The sequence below is a fragment of the Bacillus sp. M13(2017) genome (genome assembly GCF_002218325.1).
Lineage (GTDB): Bacteria > Bacillota > Bacilli > Bacillales > Bacillaceae_G > Bacillus_A > Bacillus_A thuringiensis_K.
In genome coordinates, this window is record NZ_KZ268505.1 from 68,119 (window position 1) to 84,564 (window position 16,446).

Sequence of the window (16,446 nt, forward strand, 5' to 3'; positions counted from 1 at the left end):
TATGAAAGATATTTTATGGCTCATACAAAAAACGCTATCTGTCCTTTTGAAAAATAAAAAAGGGTTATTCATTATTATTAGTTTGCCGATAATCGGAACACTCATCTCTTTTTCGATATACGGAAATGCGGGGCAAGGCACGTTAAATATCGGGATTGTAAATAAGGAAAATGAGCTGATAGTAAATGATACGATAAAGTTCTTAGAAGGATTAAATCATGTGAAAGTGAGTAAGGTTAAGGAGTCAGAAGTAGAAGATAAACTCACTTCCAAAAAACTTGATGGAGTTATTACATTACATTCTGGTTTTTCAAAAAGTGTTCGAGAAGGGAAACCTAATCATATCGAGATTGCATCGATTAAAGGTGATCAAGTAACAGTATTTATAAAATCATATTTATATAACTATATTGATAATGTAGCAGCTATTAGTAAAGTAGCAGGAACAGATCAAAGTACATTTGATACTATGTACGCAGGGTATCAAAAAAGTGCATTTAAGATGAAAACTGAAACGCTAGAAGATACTTCGAAAAATAAAGATATGACAAACCAAACGATGGGTTACCTTATTATGTTTATGCTGTTTTCAGCAGCGAACTTATCAGGTTCTATTTTAAAAGAAAAAGAAAATAGAACGTACTTTAGACTCTTATCAACACCGATAGATGGGAAGAGATTTATATTATCTAATGTCGGAGTAAATATGATGATGCTAACAGTACAAATTCTAATTACAACCCTATTCCTAACGAATGTTTTTCATACGAATATCAATATGCCTTTCATAGTGATGATTGGCGTACTCATGCTATTTGCTTTAATAGCGATTGGAATATCATTAGTTCTTGTTGCTTTTTCGAAAAACTCAGCATCGGCAAATACGATGCAAAATCTGGTCATTGTACCAACTTGTTTACTTGCCGGATGTTATTTTCCATATGACATTATGCCAAAAGCGGTACAAAAAGTAGCTGATTTCCTTCCGCAGCGTTGGTTGCTAGACACGATAGCAAAACTACAGCAAGGAATCCCATTTTCAGAGTTGTATGTAAACATTTTAATCTTATTCGCCTTTGCGGTAGCATTCTTCTTAATTGCTATTTATAAGTTTGGAAGAAATAATGATGCGAGAAACTTTGTTTAATATGAAAAGGGTGTGACGTTAAGTCACATCCTTTTTTGTATGAAGCATGAAATCTGAATTTGAATGCCAAAATAGAAGGGTGGAAAGAAAAATGAGCGGAAGGAAATCAAAATGATTAAAAAAATATTACGAGTTACTTCTATTGTTATTGCTATTTTCGCTTTTATTTTAATTTGTATGCATATTGATGTTACTTTAGGTAGGAAAATGGAAACTGGGAAAAACATGCCAACAGAGTATGCACCTCATTATAGTGATTTTCAATTATATGTAGAAGGAAAGTCATTTTATAAACAGTTATTTACTGATATAAAAGAAGCGAAACAATCTATTTACACTTATTTTTTTATTTTATCGGATGATAAAAGCAGTCATACTTTTTTAAACTTATTAAAAGAAAAGGCAAGAGAAGGAGTAAACGTATATTTATCTGTCGATTTACTTAACGATTTATCATTTGAAAGAAAGATGAAAAAAGAATTACAGAAAAATGGTGTGCATTTTACATATAGTAGAAAACAGGAATTACCATTCGGGTTTTATTCCCTTCATCATCGTAATCATCGCCGAATTACAACAATTGATGGAGAGATTGGTTATACAGGTGGTTTTAATATAGGAGATGAGTACTTAGGGAAAGATAAACACTTTGGGTACTGGAGAGATTATCATGTACGGGTAAAAGGAGAAGGTGCAAAAGATTTAGAGGAACAATTTGCTTTAGATTGGAAACGAGATACGAAAGAAGATATAAAGAGAAGTACGAATAAAGCTAGTAAAGGGAATACATTACATACTATGGTTAGTTATAATGGGCATCACGTCGCTGAAAAATATTTAGATCTTATAAAACAAGCTCAGCACTCCATTGTAATTGCAACGCCGTATTTTATAGCGAAAAATGAAGAATCAATGAATGCTTTAATCGCAGCACAAAAGCGTGGTGTTACAGTAAAAATACTTTGGTCATATAAACCAGATCTACCTCTTATAAAAGAAGCGGCGTATCCATACATACGTCAAGCTGTTAATAATGGGATTACTGTATATGGTTATAAAAAAGGAATGTTCCATGGCAAATTAATGCTTATTGATAATGAATTAACCGTTATTGGCACAACAAACTTTACTTCGCGTAGCTTTAATATAAATGATGAAATGAATTTTTATATTCATGGTGGTCCTATTGTAGCGCAAGTTAATACAGTGTTAACAGAGGATTTTCGTGATTCGAAAGTAATGACGAAAGAGTTTTTTGAGAAGTTATCTTTTTGGGAGCGTTGTAAGGAGAAATTTGCGGGTTTGGTGGATTTTTATTTATAAAGTTTAAAGAAAAGGGGGTCTTTTATAGACACCCCTTTTTTATGAGAACTAATTACTTTTCATGCACAAGCAATGAAGCATCATCATTAATCAACGTCCCTACATGCTCCCCTAAACAAATTCGTTTCATCACTCCAGGCTCATCAAAGTTAAAGACATGTGCTGGTAAATTGTAGTCCCGGGCAAGCAGTAATGCTGCTTGATCCATGACTTGTATATTTTGTCTAACAACATCATTATAGTTTAGTTTGCTGTACATTTTTGCTGATTTATTATGCTTTGGATCACTTGTAAAGACGCCATCGACACCTTGTTTTGCGACTAATATGGCATCGCTATTCATTTCAATAGCTCTTTGTACGCTTGGATAATCTGTCGTCACGAACGGTTGCCCATTTCCGCCTCCAAAGATAACGATATAGCCGTTATCTAAATGGTGGACTGCACGCAAGCGAATGTATGGTTCAGCTACTGCATTGAATGGAATGGACGTCATAACGCGTACTTCTCTATTTGTTTTACTTGTTAAAACACCGCGAAGCATTAAGCTGTTAATGATTGTACCTAGTGTACCGATATTATCAGCTTCTACGCGATCAATTCCCCACTCTTCAGCTAGATGCCCCCTAAAAATGTTACCGCCACCGATGACGATGGATACTTCGATATCCAAATCAACAATGGATAAAATTTCGTTTGCGATATGTTCTAATCGTTTGGAGTTAAAGCTATTTCCAGTTTGATCGGCAAGTGCACCGCCGCTTAATTTAATTAAGACACGTTTATATGACCTCATAACAATTCCCCCTATATAGATCGCAATAAAAAAGGAACAAAGGCGAATGCCTTTGTTCCTTTTTAAGAAAATGAAAAAGAAAAGAAGAAGATAGGACGAATTTTTTCACGTAACTTTTCATACCATCCACTCCTTTTCATTTTAATTTGTTTTAAGTATATATCTTTTTGATTATACGAAACAATCTGATTACTTATCAAGTTTATTTTATCGTTTTTTAACAAAATGGTGTCAATGAAAAAAAGAAGAAAAATATTTGAATTTTTTGTGACGAACTTGTAGGTTTTTGTATGATTTTGTAGGTTCGCTTATAAGATGTATGAGTAGCTTTTATAAATTCAAATTGAAAGCGTTCGCATGAAGGGGATGAACATAAATGAAAAAATTCGGATTGGCAACACAAATTTTTGTCGCGCTTGTTTTAGGGATTGTAGTAGGGGCAGTCTTTTATGGCAATAAAACGGCGATTTCTTATATCACACCAATTGGGGATATATTTATTCACTTAATTAAGATGATTGTAGTACCAATTGTTATTTCAGCATTAATTGTTGCAGTAGCTGGTGTAGGAGATATGAAGAAGCTTGGGAAACTGGGTGGTAAGACAATTCTTTATTTTGAAATTATTACAACGATTGCTATTTTAATGGGATTACTTGCAGCGAATATATTCCAACCAGGTACTGGTGTTGATATGAGTAATTTACAGCAAAGTGATATTTCTTCTTATAAACAAACAGCAGATGCAACAGAGAAGAAAGGTTTTGCTGAGACAATTGTTCACATTGTACCGAAAAACGTATTTGAATCGATTGCACAAGGTGACCTATTACCGATTATATTCTTCTCAGTATTATTCGGTTTAGGAGTTGCGGCAATTGGGGAAAAAGGAAAGCCTGTCTTTAACTTCTTTGAAGGTGTACTCGAAGCGATGTTTTGGGTTACAAATCAAGTCATGAAATTTGCACCATTTGGTGTATTCGCCTTAATTGCGGTTACGGTTGCAAAATTTGGTGTAGCAACACTACTTCCTTTAGGAAAACTAGTGCTAGCTGTATACGTAACTGTTATACTATTCGTTGTGATTGTATTAGGTATTAATGCACGAATGGTTGGCGTAAACATTTTTACATTAATGAAAATTTTAAAAGAAGAACTAATTCTTTCATTTACGACAGCAAGTTCAGAAGCTGTTTTACCTAATATAATGAGAAAAATGGAAGAGTTCGGTTGTCCAAAGGCAGTTGCCTCTTTCGTAATTCCGACAGGTTATACATTTAACTTGACTGGATCGGCTATTTATCAAGCGTTAGCGGCATTGTTTGTTGCACAAATGTACGGTGTACACATGTCACTAACGGAGCAAATAACGTTATTATTCGTTCTCATGTTAACATCCAAAGGTATGGCGGGAGTTCCAGGTGCATCGTTCGTTGTTGTATTAGCAACGTTAGGTTCAATGGGGTTACCACTAGAAGGTATCGCGTTAATTGCGGGAATTGACCGCATTTTAGATATGATTCGCTCATCTGTCAATGTATTAGGAAATGCATTAGCGGCCATTGTTATGTCAAAGTGGGAAGGCGAATTCGATAATGAGAAAGCAAAACAATATGTAGAAACAGTCAAAGAAACAAAAGCAGCATAAGAAATCGTTAAGGAGTGAATAATCATGGCAACATTAACTGAAGTTAAAAATGGTGTTCGAATTGAAAAAGATTTTTTAGGTGAGAAAGAAGTACCAAACTATGCATACTACGGCGTACAAACAATGCGTGCAGTTGAAAACTTCCCAATTACAGGATACAAAATCCATGAAGGTTTAATTAGAGCGTTCGCAATTGTAAAAAAAGCAGCAGCGCTTGCTAATACAGATGTAGGAAGATTGGAATTGAACAAGGGTGGCGTGATCGCAGAAGCTGCTCAAGAAATTCTTGATGGAAAATGGCATGATCATTTCATCGTCGATCCAATTCAAGGCGGAGCAGGTACTTCAATGAATATGAACGCAAATGAAGTCATTGCCAATCGTGCTCTTGAATTATTAGGAATGGAAAAGGGAGACTATCATTATATTAGTCCAAATAGCCATGTAAATATGGCCCAATCAACAAATGATGCATTCCCAACGGCGATTCATATCGCAACGTTAAATGCATTAGAAGGCTTATTACAAACGATGGGTTATATGCATGATGTATTTGAATTAAAAGCAGAACAGTTTGATCATGTTATTAAAATGGGGCGTACACATTTACAAGATGCGGTGCCAATTCGTCTTGGACAAGAGTTTAAAGCATACTCTCGCGTACTTGAGCGTGATATGAAACGAATTCAACAATCGCGTCAACATTTATATGAAGTAAATATGGGGGCAACTGCAGTTGGTACAGGCTTAAATGCAGATCCAGAATATATTGAAGCAGTTGTAAAACATTTAGCTGCAATTAGTGAACTGCCACTTGTTGGTGCAGAAGACTTAGTAGATGCAACGCAAAATACGGATGCATACACAGAAGTATCAGCAGCACTGAAAGTATGTATGATGAATATGTCTAAAATTGCGAACGACCTTCGCTTAATGGCATCAGGTCCACGTGTTGGTTTAGCTGAAATTATGTTACCAGCTCGTCAACCAGGTTCTTCTATTATGCCAGGGAAAGTAAACCCTGTTATGCCAGAAGTTATTAACCAAATTGCGTTCCAAGTAATTGGTAATGACCATACAATTTGCCTTGCTTCAGAAGCAGGACAATTAGAATTAAACGTTATGGAACCAGTACTTGTTTTCAACTTACTTCAATCGATTAGCATTATGAATAACGGTTTCCGTGCCTTTACAGATAATTGCTTAAAAGGAATTGAAGCGAATGAAGATCGCTTAAAAGAGTATGTTGAGAAAAGTGTAGGAATTATTACAGCCGTGAACCCTCATATCGGTTATGAAGCAGCAGCTCGCGTTGCGAAAGAAGCAATTGCAACAGGCCAATCCGTTCGAGAACTTTGTGTGAAAAATGGTGTATTGTCACAAGAAGACTTAGAGTTAATTCTAGATCCATTCGAAATGACACACCCAGGGATTGCAGGAGCAACTCTTTTAAAGAAAAATTAAAAGAAGAGGGGGACAATCCCCTCTTTTTTGTTTACAATATAGAAATGCTATATATGAATAGAGGTAGGGATGTTATGAGCAAGTTTACAGTAGCTTCTAATGGTGCATTAGAAACAACATTAAGAGGAGCAGAAGTATTATCAACACCACTTTTAAATAAAGGGGTAGCTTTCACGCAAGAAGAGAGAGAAGAATTAGGTTTAAAAGGGTTATTACCGCCAGCGGTTTTAACGTTAGAAGAACAGGCACGCCGAGCATACGAACAATTTAGTTCTCAGCCGGATGATTTATTAAAGAATGTATACTTAACTGCGTTACATGATCGAAATGAAGTATTATTTTATCGTATATTAACAGATCATTTACGAGAAATGTTACCGATTGTATATACACCAACTGTCGGTGTAGCAATTCAAAGATATAGTCATGAATATCGTAAACCACGTGGTGTTTATTTATCAATTAACGATCCATCAGGTATCGAAGAAGCATTTACGAATATCGGTGCAACAGCTGAGAACATTGATTTAGTCGTTGTAACAGATGGAGAAGGTATATTAGGAATTGGTGACTGGGGCGTTGGTGGTATTAACATCGCAATCGGAAAATTAGCTGTTTACACTGCTGCAGTTGGAATCGATCCTAGTCGTGTATTACCGGTAATTTTAGATGTAGGTACAAACCGTGAGGAGCTATTAAACAATCCATTTTATATTGGAAATCGTCACCCTCGTATAACAGGTGAAGCTTACGATGAATTTATTGATACGTTTGTACAAGCGGTAAACAAACAATTCCCGAAAGCACTTTTACATTGGGAAGACTTTAGCTCTCGTAACGCACGAAAAATTTTAGATAAATATCGTCATGATGTTTGTACGTTTAATGATGATATTCAAGGTACAGGTGCAGTTTCACTTGCGGCAGTATTATCGGCAGTAAAAGCTTCTGGTGTACCGCTAAGTGAACACCGTGTTGTTGTATTTGGTGCTGGTACGGCTGGAATCGGTATCGCAGATCAAGTTAGAGATGCGATGGTCCGCGTAGGCGTATCTGAAGAAGAATCATATAAGCGTTTCTGGTGTATTGATCGTAACGGGTTAGTTACAAATAATATGGAAGATCTTCTTGATTTCCAAATTCCGTACGCAAGAAAAGAAGCAGAAGTAAGTGAGTGGAAGCAAAATGATGTGATCGGACTTGCTGAAGTTGTGAAATATGTAAAACCGACAATTTTAATTGGTACATCTACTGTTGCAGGTGCATTTAAAGAAGAGATTATTAAAGAAATGGCTTCTCACGTAGAAAGACCAATCATTTTACCAATGTCGAATCCGACGCCACTTGCTGAAGCAAAACCAGCAGATTTAATCGAGTGGACAGAAGGAAGAGCGTTAGTTGCAACAGGAAGTCCATTTGAACCAGTTACATATAACGGTGTAACGTATGTGATTGGACAATCAAATAATGCACTTATTTTCCCAGGGCTTGGTCTTGGAACAATTGTAGTACGAGCAAGCGTCATGACGGATGGAATGTTCGCAGCAGCTGCTGAAGCAGTTGCAAGTATGGTAGATACAAGTCAGCCAGGAGCACCTATTTTACCAGAGGTCGAAGAATTACGTAATATCTCAGAAATGGTTGCAATTGAAGTAGCTAAAGTTGCAGTTGCAGAAGGTGTTGCAAGAGTGAACTTAAGTGATAACGATATTAAGATGGCAGTGAAAGAAGCAATGTGGAAGCCAGAGTATCGCCAAATAAAAGCGGTAGAAAAGGTTAGAATATAGAAAAAAAGCCCGTTTATAACAATAAGCGGGCTTTCGCTTTTACTACTGAAAAAAAGTATAGGAAGTGTCACCTTTGAATTGGAATCAATTATGGAAGAAAGATATGTCCCTTTTAATTATATTAATGGTCGTTGTTCCGATTGCTGGGGAGCTGAACTTTCATCCCTTTAATGATACGTTTCGAGTTAGCTTCGGTACACCGCTATTCTTCTTTTTATTATTATTTTTAAGAAGAGTACCAGCAGGAGTTGCAGGTATTCTTGTTGGTATATCTGTAGTCTTATTCCGAGTATGCCTTGACTGGATTATGCAAGGTTCATTTCATATGACAGAATCATTTTATTTGCGTTATCCTGTGTTCTTCTATTATTTTATTTATGGCAGTCTTTTTTCGCTTTGCAGGGTAAATAAGTTCCATCAGAAACCAATCATTATTGGATGCCTTGGAATTTCAATTGAAATTGTTGCAAGTATGTCAGAACTTGCGTTTTATCACATGTTAGTACTAGGTACAACAATAACGATTTCTGAAGTAAATAAACTCATCATTATTGCTATTTTTCGTAGTTTCTTTGCACTTGGTTTTTTAAATATGATGAATTTATATGAAACGAAATTAAAAGAATCGCAAGTTCGAAAAGAAAATGAAAATATGTTAATGCATCTTTCTAATTTATATGTAGAATCTGTTCATTTGAAAAAGACGTTACAAAATGCGGAGTTAATTACACAAGAAGCATATCAACTATATCGAAATTTACAAGTAAGCGCTGATTCAAGTAGTAAAACAGCATTGAAAATAGCAGGGGAAGTGCATGAAATAAAAAAGGATAATCAAAGGATATTTGCAGGGTTATCTAAACTGTTATTAGATAAAAATGTGGCTGAATATGTAGAAGGACATGAGTTAGCAGAAATGATTGTTAGAATAAACGAGAAGTATGCCGAAATGCTAGAAAAGGATATACGTTTTTCTAAACATATAGAAGGTGAGCATGCTGCATACCACGTGTATACAGTTCTATCAATCTTTAATAACTTAGTTTCGAATGCAGTTGAAGCAATTGAAGATAAAGGTGTCGTTATTATTAAGCTATATAAAAGAGAGCAACATATATTTTTTGAAGTAATTGACGATGGACCTGGTATTGAACAAAAGTATAAGAAATTAGTATTTAAGCCAGGATTTACTTCCAAGTATGATCAAACGGGAACACCGTCAACTGGTATTGGGCTTTCTTACATAAATGAAATGGTAACAGAGCTAGGCGGAGAAGTGAGATTAGAAGACCGAGAAAATAAAAGAGGATGTAAGTTTATCGTTTGTTTACCAGAGGATAGTTTAAAGCGGGAAGGGGAATAGATTTGTTTTATTATATCGTAGACGATGATGAAGTTTTCCGTTCGATGCTTTCGCAAATTATTGAAGATGGAGACCTTGGAGAAGTAATTGGTGAGGCGGATGACGGAGCTTTTATTGAAGCGGATCAACTAAATTTTAAAAAAGTAGATATTTTATTTATTGATTTGTTGATGCCGATGAGGGACGGAATTGAAACAGTTCGTCACATTGCGTCAACTTTCACTGGGAAAATCATTATGATTTCTCAAGTGGAATCGAAGCAGCTTATAGGTGAGGCATATACACTTGGTGTAGAATATTATATTACAAAACCATTAAACAAAATCGAAGTTGTATCTGTTGTACGCAAAGTGATGGAGCGTATTAGATTGGAGCGTTCTATACATGATATTCAAAAATCATTAAATAACGTGTTTCAGTGGGAAAAACCGCAATTGCGTACTGAACCAGTGCAAGAAGGAAAAAAGATAGGAGATTTAGGGCGCTTTTTACTATCAGAACTCGGTATTGCGGGAGAGAATGGAAGTAAAGATTTACTTAGTATGCTGGAATATTTATATGGTCAAGAAAAGGCACAGACATTTGAGTTTGGCTTTCCTGCGTTAAAAGAAATTTTTCATCATATTACGATAAGGAAGCTAGGGGATTTAGCTTTAGATGCGGATATTGATAAAGAGAAAAAAGCGTCTGAACAAAGAGTACGTCGAGCTATTTATCAGTCGTTAAATCATTTGGCTTCTTTAGGATTAACAGACTTTTCAAATCCAAAATTTGAAAGCTATGCTCCAAAATTTTTCGATTTCACCGTAGTTAGAAAACGTATGACAGAAATGACGAAAGATGAACTCGCATCTTCTGGTCATACGCGAATTAATACGAAGAAGTTTATTCAAGTGTTGTATTTTGAGGCGAAGAGGTTGATGGAGATAGAGTGAAGAAGATGCTTATAAATAAGCATCTTTTTTGTTAAATCAACATTTTATATTTTCTCGTGGAGCATGTAAAATGTTAAGTAAGAGAAAATGGTTTTATATTAAGGAAGTGTCAAAGCGATGAGTTTCACATTGAATAAATCGATTATTAAAGAAGTGTGCGGAGAGACCTCATATAAAAGAGGTGAAGCCTATTATAAATCAAATAAAGTGATAATAAATCATTATGATGAAAATAAAGAAATTTGCGAGGCGACAGTAAAAGGGAACGAGGATTTCCATGTTACAGTAGAAAAAGCTAAAAAGGGTGATGTTGTTGCAAAATGTAGTTGTCCTTCATTAGCGTCTTTTCAAACGTACTGTCAACATGTTGCAGCAGTATTAATACAAATAAACTATAATCAACAAACAGGTGGAATGAGTTCCACTAGTAACAGAAATGATCAATTGACAAGTGGTATGTTTCAGCTGTTTGCAGACAAACCACTGAGGCCAAAAAGTAAACAACACCGTTTTGATACACGTGAAATATTAGATATTGAGTTTAGATGTACACCAGTAGCTACGAGAAGTGGAGGGGCTCTTCTTGGAATTCAATTGAAACTTGCCAAAGTGTATTTCATAAATCATATTAGAGAATTTCTTTCTAAGGTGGAGAAAAGAGAGTCTTTTCATTGTTCAAATGAATTTACATATACACCAGATGTACATAGTTTTAAACAAGAAACGGATGCGATTATTCAGCAGCTCATTAAAATGTATCATAACGAAAAAATGTATGAAGATACGCTAGAAGTACATGCGAAACAAGATGAAAGTATGATATTTATACCACCAGCTTCATGGAAAGATATGCTCTCTTCACTTTCTAAAGTTGAATATGTACAGCTGAAACAAAATGAACAACTGTTTCAGGGATTACAAGTTTCAAAAGGATTGTTGCCGTTACACTTTGAATTTACGAAGGGAAATAATGGTGGATTTACACTTCATATAGATGGTCTAAATCGTGTACAAGTTATGGATATGTATAACAATGCACTTTACGATGGGAAATTATATCACTTACATATTGAAGATTGTATGCGACTTATTGAATTACAAAAGATGATGAGTCGTTCAAATAGTAATCAGTTTTATATTCCAGAAAGTAAGATGGAACATTTCGTCTCGAAAGTTGTACCAGGATTAATGAAGCTCGGAACTGTACACATTGATGAAGTAATATCGGATCGTGTTGAAACCCCTTCGCTAAAAGCGAAAATGTATTTAGACCGCGTGAAAAATCGCTTATTAGCAGGTCTTGAATTTCACTATGGGAACGTCATGATTAATCCGCTAGAAGAGGATGGACAGCCGTCTGTTTTTAATCGTGATGAGAAAAAGGAAAAAGAGATTTTAGACATTATGAGTGAAAGTGCTTTTGCAAAAACAGAAGGCGGTTACTTTATGCATAATGAAGAAGCTGAGTATAACTTTTTATATCACGTCGTGCCAACATTAAAAGGTTTAGTTGATATTTATGCGACGACAGCAATCAAATTGCGAATTAGTAAAGGGGATGCAGTTCCTCTTATTACAGTGAGAAGAAAAGAAAGAATTGATTGGTTGTCATTTCGTTTTGATATAAAAGGAATACCAGAAGCAGAAATTAAAGGTGTATTAGCGGCCCTTGAAGAGAAACGTAAATATTATCGATTGGCGAACGGTTCGTTTTTATCCCTAGAGAGTAAAGAGTTTAATGAAATTAATCAGTTTATAAAAGAATCAGGTATTCGGAAAGAATTTTTACATGGAGAAGAGGTAAATGTTCCACTTATTCGGAGTGTAAAATGGATGAATGGACTTCATGAAGGCAATGTTTTAAGTTTAGATGATTCTGTTCAAGAGTTAGTAGAAAACATTCAAAACCCGAAAAAATTAAAATTTGCTGTGCCAAATACTTTAAATGCAGAAATGAGAAAGTATCAAGTATATGGGTTCGAATGGATGAAAACACTTGCTCATTACCGTTTTGGAGGTATTTTAGCAGATGATATGGGACTTGGAAAAACGTTGCAAAGCATTGCTTTTATAGATTCTGTTTTGCCTGAGATTCGAGAAAAGAAACTGCCTATATTAGTCGTTTCACCATCATCTCTTGTTTATAATTGGTTTAGTGAATTGAAAAAATTCGCCCCGCATATTAGAGCAGTTATTGCAGATGGAATTCAAGCAGAGCGCCGGAAAATTTTGAAAGATATAACGGAATTTGATGTCGTAATTACGTCATATCCATTATTGAGAAGAGATATAAGATTGTATGCAAGACCATTTCATACACTATTCCTTGATGAAGCGCAGGCGTTTAAAAACCCTACAACGCAAACGGCAAGAGCTGTGAAAATAATTCAAGCTGAATACCGTTTTGGGCTAACGGGTACACCTGTAGAAAATTCATTAGAAGAGCTATGGTCTATCTTCCATGTCGTCTTCCCGGAATTATTACCAGGAAGAAAAGAGTTCGGTGATTTAAGGCGTGAAGATATAGCGAAGCGAGTGAAACCATTCGTATTAAGACGATTAAAAGGGGACGTATTAAATGAGTTGCCAGAGAAAATAGAGCACTTACAATCATCGGAGTTATTACCCGATCAAAAGAGTCTTTATGCTGCTTATTTAGCGAAGTTAAGGGAAGAAACGTTAAAGCATTTAGACAAAGATACGTTACGTAAAAATAAAATTAGAATTTTAGCTGGTTTAACGAGATTGCGACAAATTTGTTGTCATCCTGCTTTATTTGTTGATGATTACAAAGGAAGTTCAGCTAAATTTGAACAACTGTTAGAGATTTTAGAGGAATGTAGAAGCACAGGAAAGAGAATATTAATTTTTTCTCAATTTACGAAGATGCTTTCCATTATTGGTCGTGAGTTAAATCGCCAAGCAATTCCATACTTTTATTTAGACGGGAGTACACCAGCGCAGGAACGTGTAGAGCTATGCGATCGGTTTAACGAAGGAGAAGGGGATCTATTTCTCATTTCTTTAAAAGCTGGTGGTACCGGACTTAATTTAACTGGTGCAGATACAGTAATATTATACGATTTATGGTGGAATCCAGCTGTTGAACAACAAGCGGCCGATAGAGCGTATCGAATGGGACAAAAAAATACAGTGCAAGTTATAAAGCTAGTAGCCCACGGAACAATTGAGGAGAAAATGCATGAACTGCAAGAAAGTAAGAAAAATTTAATCGCTGAAGTGATTGAGCCGGGAGAAGAGAAATTGTCCTCAATCACAGAGGAAGAAATTCGAGATATTTTAATGATTTAATATAAAAAAGCTATGCCTTCAAATTTATGAGGGCATAGCTTTTTTGTTGTAATAATTATATTTTGTTTTGTATAAAGCAAATAAATCAAATGTTATTTAAATTACTTCTTTGTACCTTTACTTTTGTATGGTTTGGCAGCTGCCTTTTTCTTTGCACTTGATTGCCAACGGTTCCATCCTTTACTTCCTGTACCTTGTCCTACACCTTTTTTCGGTTTTGCTTTCGTTTTACTCATATGATCACTCCGTTATATAAAAATCTTATTTGATAATAGTCAATGATTTAGAAAATACTCTTTATAAATGACTATGATTACTTTAAGTAAAAATAAACTGCTTGAATGCTATAGTATATCATGAAATTGCAAGTAAACTGAAAGGAATTATAAAGAAAATGAAAATAATAAGAAATACTGTGGATTCTATATTCCGAACGATCACATTAATTGTTGTGTATACGTTAGTTTCGATCAGTGAAACATTTTTTGGATTGACGAGGCAGAAAAAGTAAAGATGTTAAATTAACAACAATCAATAAAGCCGTAAAATAAAGAATTGAAAAATATTTTAAAACTTTTTGTTGACTTTCTTTATTTTTTGTATAGAATAATCATTAATAAAATGTTTCAGAGATGTGACAACAAAACGACTATGAAAGGACGAGTAGTAGTAGGACGTAGTTTAAGCGAGTCAGGGGTGGTGTGAGCCTGATACGAAGCCTATTATGAAGAACCTCCTGGAGTTGCTAACCAAAATCCTTTATAGGAAAGTAGACTTAGCCGGGAACTTCGCCGTTACAAGAAGAACAGTATCGAGATATTTCATCTCCGTATTGTATAAGTGAGCAACCTCTGTTGCTAATTTGGGTGGTACCGCGGAACCAAAGCCTTTCGTCCCAGTTTTTTGGGAAAGAAGGGCTTTTTTTGTTGGCTTCTTTTCACAACATCCAAACATTTTAGGAGGAAACCACCATGTATCAATCATTAATGACAGTAAGAGAGACTCAAATCGCAATTAAGGAAGTTAAAACATTTTTCGAGGACCAATTAGCAAAACGTCTTGAACTATTCCGCGTATCTGCACCATTATTCGTAACGAAAAAATCAGGATTAAACGATCACCTAAACGGTGTAGAACGTCCAATTGAATTTGATATGTTACATTCAGGAGAAGAATTAGAAATTGTTCATTCACTAGCGAAATGGAAACGATTTGCATTACATGAATACGGATATGAAGCTGGTGAAGGTTTATATACAAACATGAACGCGATTCGTCGTGATGAAGAACTTGATGCAACGCATTCCATTTACGTTGACCAATGGGATTGGGAAAAAATCGTTCAAAAAGAATGGCGTACTGTCGATTACTTACAAAAAACAGTACAAACAATTTATGGAATATTCAAAGATTTAGAAGATCACTTATTTGAAAAATATCCGTTCCTTGGAAAGTATTTACCGGAAGAAATTGTTTTCGTTACTTCTCAAGAATTAGAAGATAAATATCCAGAATTAACACCGAAAGATCGTGAACATGCAATTGCAAAAGAACATGGTGCAGTTTTCATTATCGGAATTGGTGATGCACTTCGTTCAGGTGAAAAGCACGATGGACGCGCAGCTGATTATGACGATTGGAAATTAAACGGTGACATTTTATTCTGGCACCCAGTACTACAATCTTCATTTGAATTATCATCAATGGGAATTCGTGTTGATAGTAAATCACTTGATGAGCAGTTAACGAAAACTGGTGAAGACTTCAAACGTGAGTATGATTTCCATAAAGGTATACTAGAAGACGTACTACCATTAACAATCGGCGGTGGTATTGGACAATCAAGAATGTGCATGTACTTCTTACGTAAAGCACATATCGGTGAAGTTCAATCTTCTGTATGGCCTGACGATTTACGTGCAGCTTGTAAAAAAGAAAACATTCATCTGTTTTAATAGAAGTGAGGGAATAGCTTAAATATAGAGCTATTCCCTCTTTTTTATAAAACGTCACTTGCTTATTTATTACCGAGTTCTTCCGCTAAACCGATTAAAATTCCTTCGACTCCACGAATGTAGCAGAGACGATACGAGTTCTCGTATTGAACTACTTCGCCAACGAGCTCTGCACCATGCTTAGTGAGTCTGGATACCATTTCGTCAATGTCTTCAACGGTGAACATGACGCGTAGATAACCGAGGGCGTTTACAGGAGTATTTCGGTGATCTGATATAGTAGGTGGGGTGAGAAATCGCGAAAGTTCAATTCGGCTGTGGCCATCTGGAGTGACCATCATAGCAATCTCTACGCACTGAGAGCCGAGTCCAGTTACGCGACCAGCCCATTCACCTTCGACAGTGGCTCGCCCTTCGAGGTTCAAGCCAATCTCCTCGAAGAAAGAGATTGCGTTATCAAGGGATTCTACAACGATGCTGACATTGTCCATTCGTAGTAATTTGTTTTTTGCCATAGTCTTATCTCCTTATGTATAAAAGTTTATTATTTAATCATCCTCATAATTATACTACTAAGTAGTTACAAATTCCTTTCAGTCAAAAACACCTTGTCATAGTATATGAAAAGGTGACAAGGTGTTTTTTTATATGTCATATAGCATCTTGTTAACGAACAGCATTTTATTTAATAGGAAGGAAGTAGATTAATATGATTT

12 protein-coding genes and 1 other annotated feature are annotated in these 16,446 nt (G+C 35.5%); of the genes, 9 read left to right on the forward strand and 3 right to left on the reverse strand.

The genetic code is table 11. The features are described from left to right. Position 1: 1 nt before the first annotated feature. Positions 2-1,147, forward strand: a complete 1,146-nt coding sequence (locus CGQ22_RS15435; RefSeq protein WP_046945425.1) for an ABC transporter permease — start codon at positions 2-4, stop codon at positions 1,145-1,147. Between the two features lie 111 nt (positions 1,148-1,258). Beyond that, positions 1,259-2,470 carry a phospholipase D-like domain-containing protein gene (locus tag CGQ22_RS15440; RefSeq protein ID WP_139032733.1) on the forward strand — a complete coding sequence of 404 codons (1,212 nt, stop codon included), beginning with the start codon at positions 1,259-1,261 and terminating at the stop codon, positions 2,468-2,470. Positions 2,471-2,522: 52 nt separating this feature from the next. Here CGQ22_RS15440 and pyrH read toward each other — a convergent pair whose 3' ends face one another. Continuing rightward, on the reverse strand, positions 2,523-3,266 hold the full coding sequence (pyrH, locus tag CGQ22_RS15445) for a UMP kinase (RefSeq protein WP_001258266.1): 744 nt from the start codon (positions 3,264-3,266) through the stop codon (positions 2,523-2,525). Positions 3,267-3,642: 376 nt separating this feature from the next. Here pyrH and CGQ22_RS15450 point away from each other — a divergent pair, with 376 nt between their 5' ends. The 6 genes from CGQ22_RS15450 (at position 3,643) to CGQ22_RS15475 (ending at position 13,775) form a co-directional block, all read left to right on the forward strand. Beyond that, positions 3,643-4,914: a cation:dicarboxylate symporter family transporter gene (locus CGQ22_RS15450; protein WP_000713293.1), complete on the forward strand. Its 1,272-nt coding sequence runs from the start codon at positions 3,643-3,645 to the stop codon at positions 4,912-4,914. A 24-nt stretch (positions 4,915-4,938) separates the two neighbouring features. Further along, a complete protein-coding gene (gene aspA / locus CGQ22_RS15455; RefSeq protein WP_000224200.1) occupies positions 4,939-6,378 on the forward strand; it encodes an aspartate ammonia-lyase in 1,440 nt (479 codons plus the stop codon). A gap of 74 nt (positions 6,379-6,452) precedes the next feature. Beyond that, positions 6,453-8,165, forward strand: a complete 1,713-nt coding sequence (gene malS, locus CGQ22_RS15460) for an oxaloacetate-decarboxylating malate dehydrogenase (RefSeq protein WP_002163923.1) — start codon at positions 6,453-6,455, stop codon at positions 8,163-8,165. Positions 8,166-8,229: 64 nt separating this feature from the next. Then, positions 8,230-9,528, forward strand: coding sequence for a sensor histidine kinase (locus CGQ22_RS15465; RefSeq protein ID WP_074594456.1), 1,299 nt, complete (start codon positions 8,230-8,232; stop codon positions 9,526-9,528). 2 nt (positions 9,529-9,530) lie between these two features. Further along, positions 9,531-10,463 (forward strand): response regulator, encoded by a 933-nt coding sequence (locus tag CGQ22_RS15470; protein WP_000500301.1) that lies wholly within the window; start codon positions 9,531-9,533, stop codon positions 10,461-10,463. A gap of 117 nt (positions 10,464-10,580) precedes the next feature. Then, positions 10,581-13,775, forward strand: coding sequence for a DEAD/DEAH box helicase (locus tag CGQ22_RS15475; RefSeq protein ID WP_089148944.1), 3,195 nt, complete (start codon positions 10,581-10,583; stop codon positions 13,773-13,775). Positions 13,776-13,876: 101 nt separating this feature from the next. On the opposite strand, the gene CGQ22_RS15480 is transcribed toward CGQ22_RS15475, so the two are convergent. After that, positions 13,877-14,011 carry a DUF3934 domain-containing protein gene (locus tag CGQ22_RS15480; protein WP_000047588.1) on the reverse strand — a complete coding sequence of 45 codons (135 nt, stop codon included), beginning with the start codon at positions 14,009-14,011 and terminating at the stop codon, positions 13,877-13,879. 406 nt (positions 14,012-14,417) lie between these two features. Beyond that, positions 14,418-14,676 (forward strand) — a binding site (T-box leader). A gap of 70 nt (positions 14,677-14,746) precedes the next feature. Here CGQ22_RS15480 and asnA point away from each other — a divergent pair. Further along, the gene (gene asnA, locus CGQ22_RS15495; RefSeq protein WP_000284914.1) at positions 14,747-15,730 is read left to right on the forward strand and encodes an aspartate--ammonia ligase; all 984 of its coding nucleotides are present in this window, start codon (positions 14,747-14,749) and stop codon (positions 15,728-15,730) included. Between the two features lie 62 nt (positions 15,731-15,792). Here asnA and CGQ22_RS15500 read toward each other — a convergent pair whose 3' ends face one another. Next, positions 15,793-16,245 (reverse strand): VOC family protein, encoded by a 453-nt coding sequence (locus tag CGQ22_RS15500; protein ID WP_001107266.1) that lies wholly within the window; start codon positions 16,243-16,245, stop codon positions 15,793-15,795. Positions 16,246-16,446: the final 201 nt, after the last annotated feature.

Coding starts and splice junctions, on each gene's coding strand:
- CGQ22_RS15435 (WP_046945425.1), top strand. CDS start 2: ATGAAAGATATTTTATGGCTCATACAAAAAACGCTATCTGTCCTTTTG.
- CGQ22_RS15440 (WP_139032733.1), top strand. CDS start 1,259: ATGATTAAAAAAATATTACGAGTTACTTCTATTGTTATTGCTATTTTC.
- pyrH (WP_001258266.1), bottom strand. CDS start 3,266: ATGAGGTCATATAAACGTGTCTTAATTAAATTAAGCGGCGGTGCACTT.
- CGQ22_RS15450 (WP_000713293.1), top strand. CDS start 3,643: ATGAAAAAATTCGGATTGGCAACACAAATTTTTGTCGCGCTTGTTTTA.
- aspA (WP_000224200.1), top strand. CDS start 4,939: ATGGCAACATTAACTGAAGTTAAAAATGGTGTTCGAATTGAAAAAGAT.
- malS (WP_002163923.1), top strand. CDS start 6,453: ATGAGCAAGTTTACAGTAGCTTCTAATGGTGCATTAGAAACAACATTA.
- CGQ22_RS15475 (WP_089148944.1), top strand. CDS start 10,581: ATGAGTTTCACATTGAATAAATCGATTATTAAAGAAGTGTGCGGAGAG.
- CGQ22_RS15480 (WP_000047588.1), bottom strand. CDS start 14,011: ATGAGTAAAACGAAAGCAAAACCGAAAAAAGGTGTAGGACAAGGTACA.
- asnA (WP_000284914.1), top strand. CDS start 14,747: ATGTATCAATCATTAATGACAGTAAGAGAGACTCAAATCGCAATTAAG.
- CGQ22_RS15500 (WP_001107266.1), bottom strand. CDS start 16,245: ATGGCAAAAAACAAATTACTACGAATGGACAATGTCAGCATCGTTGTA.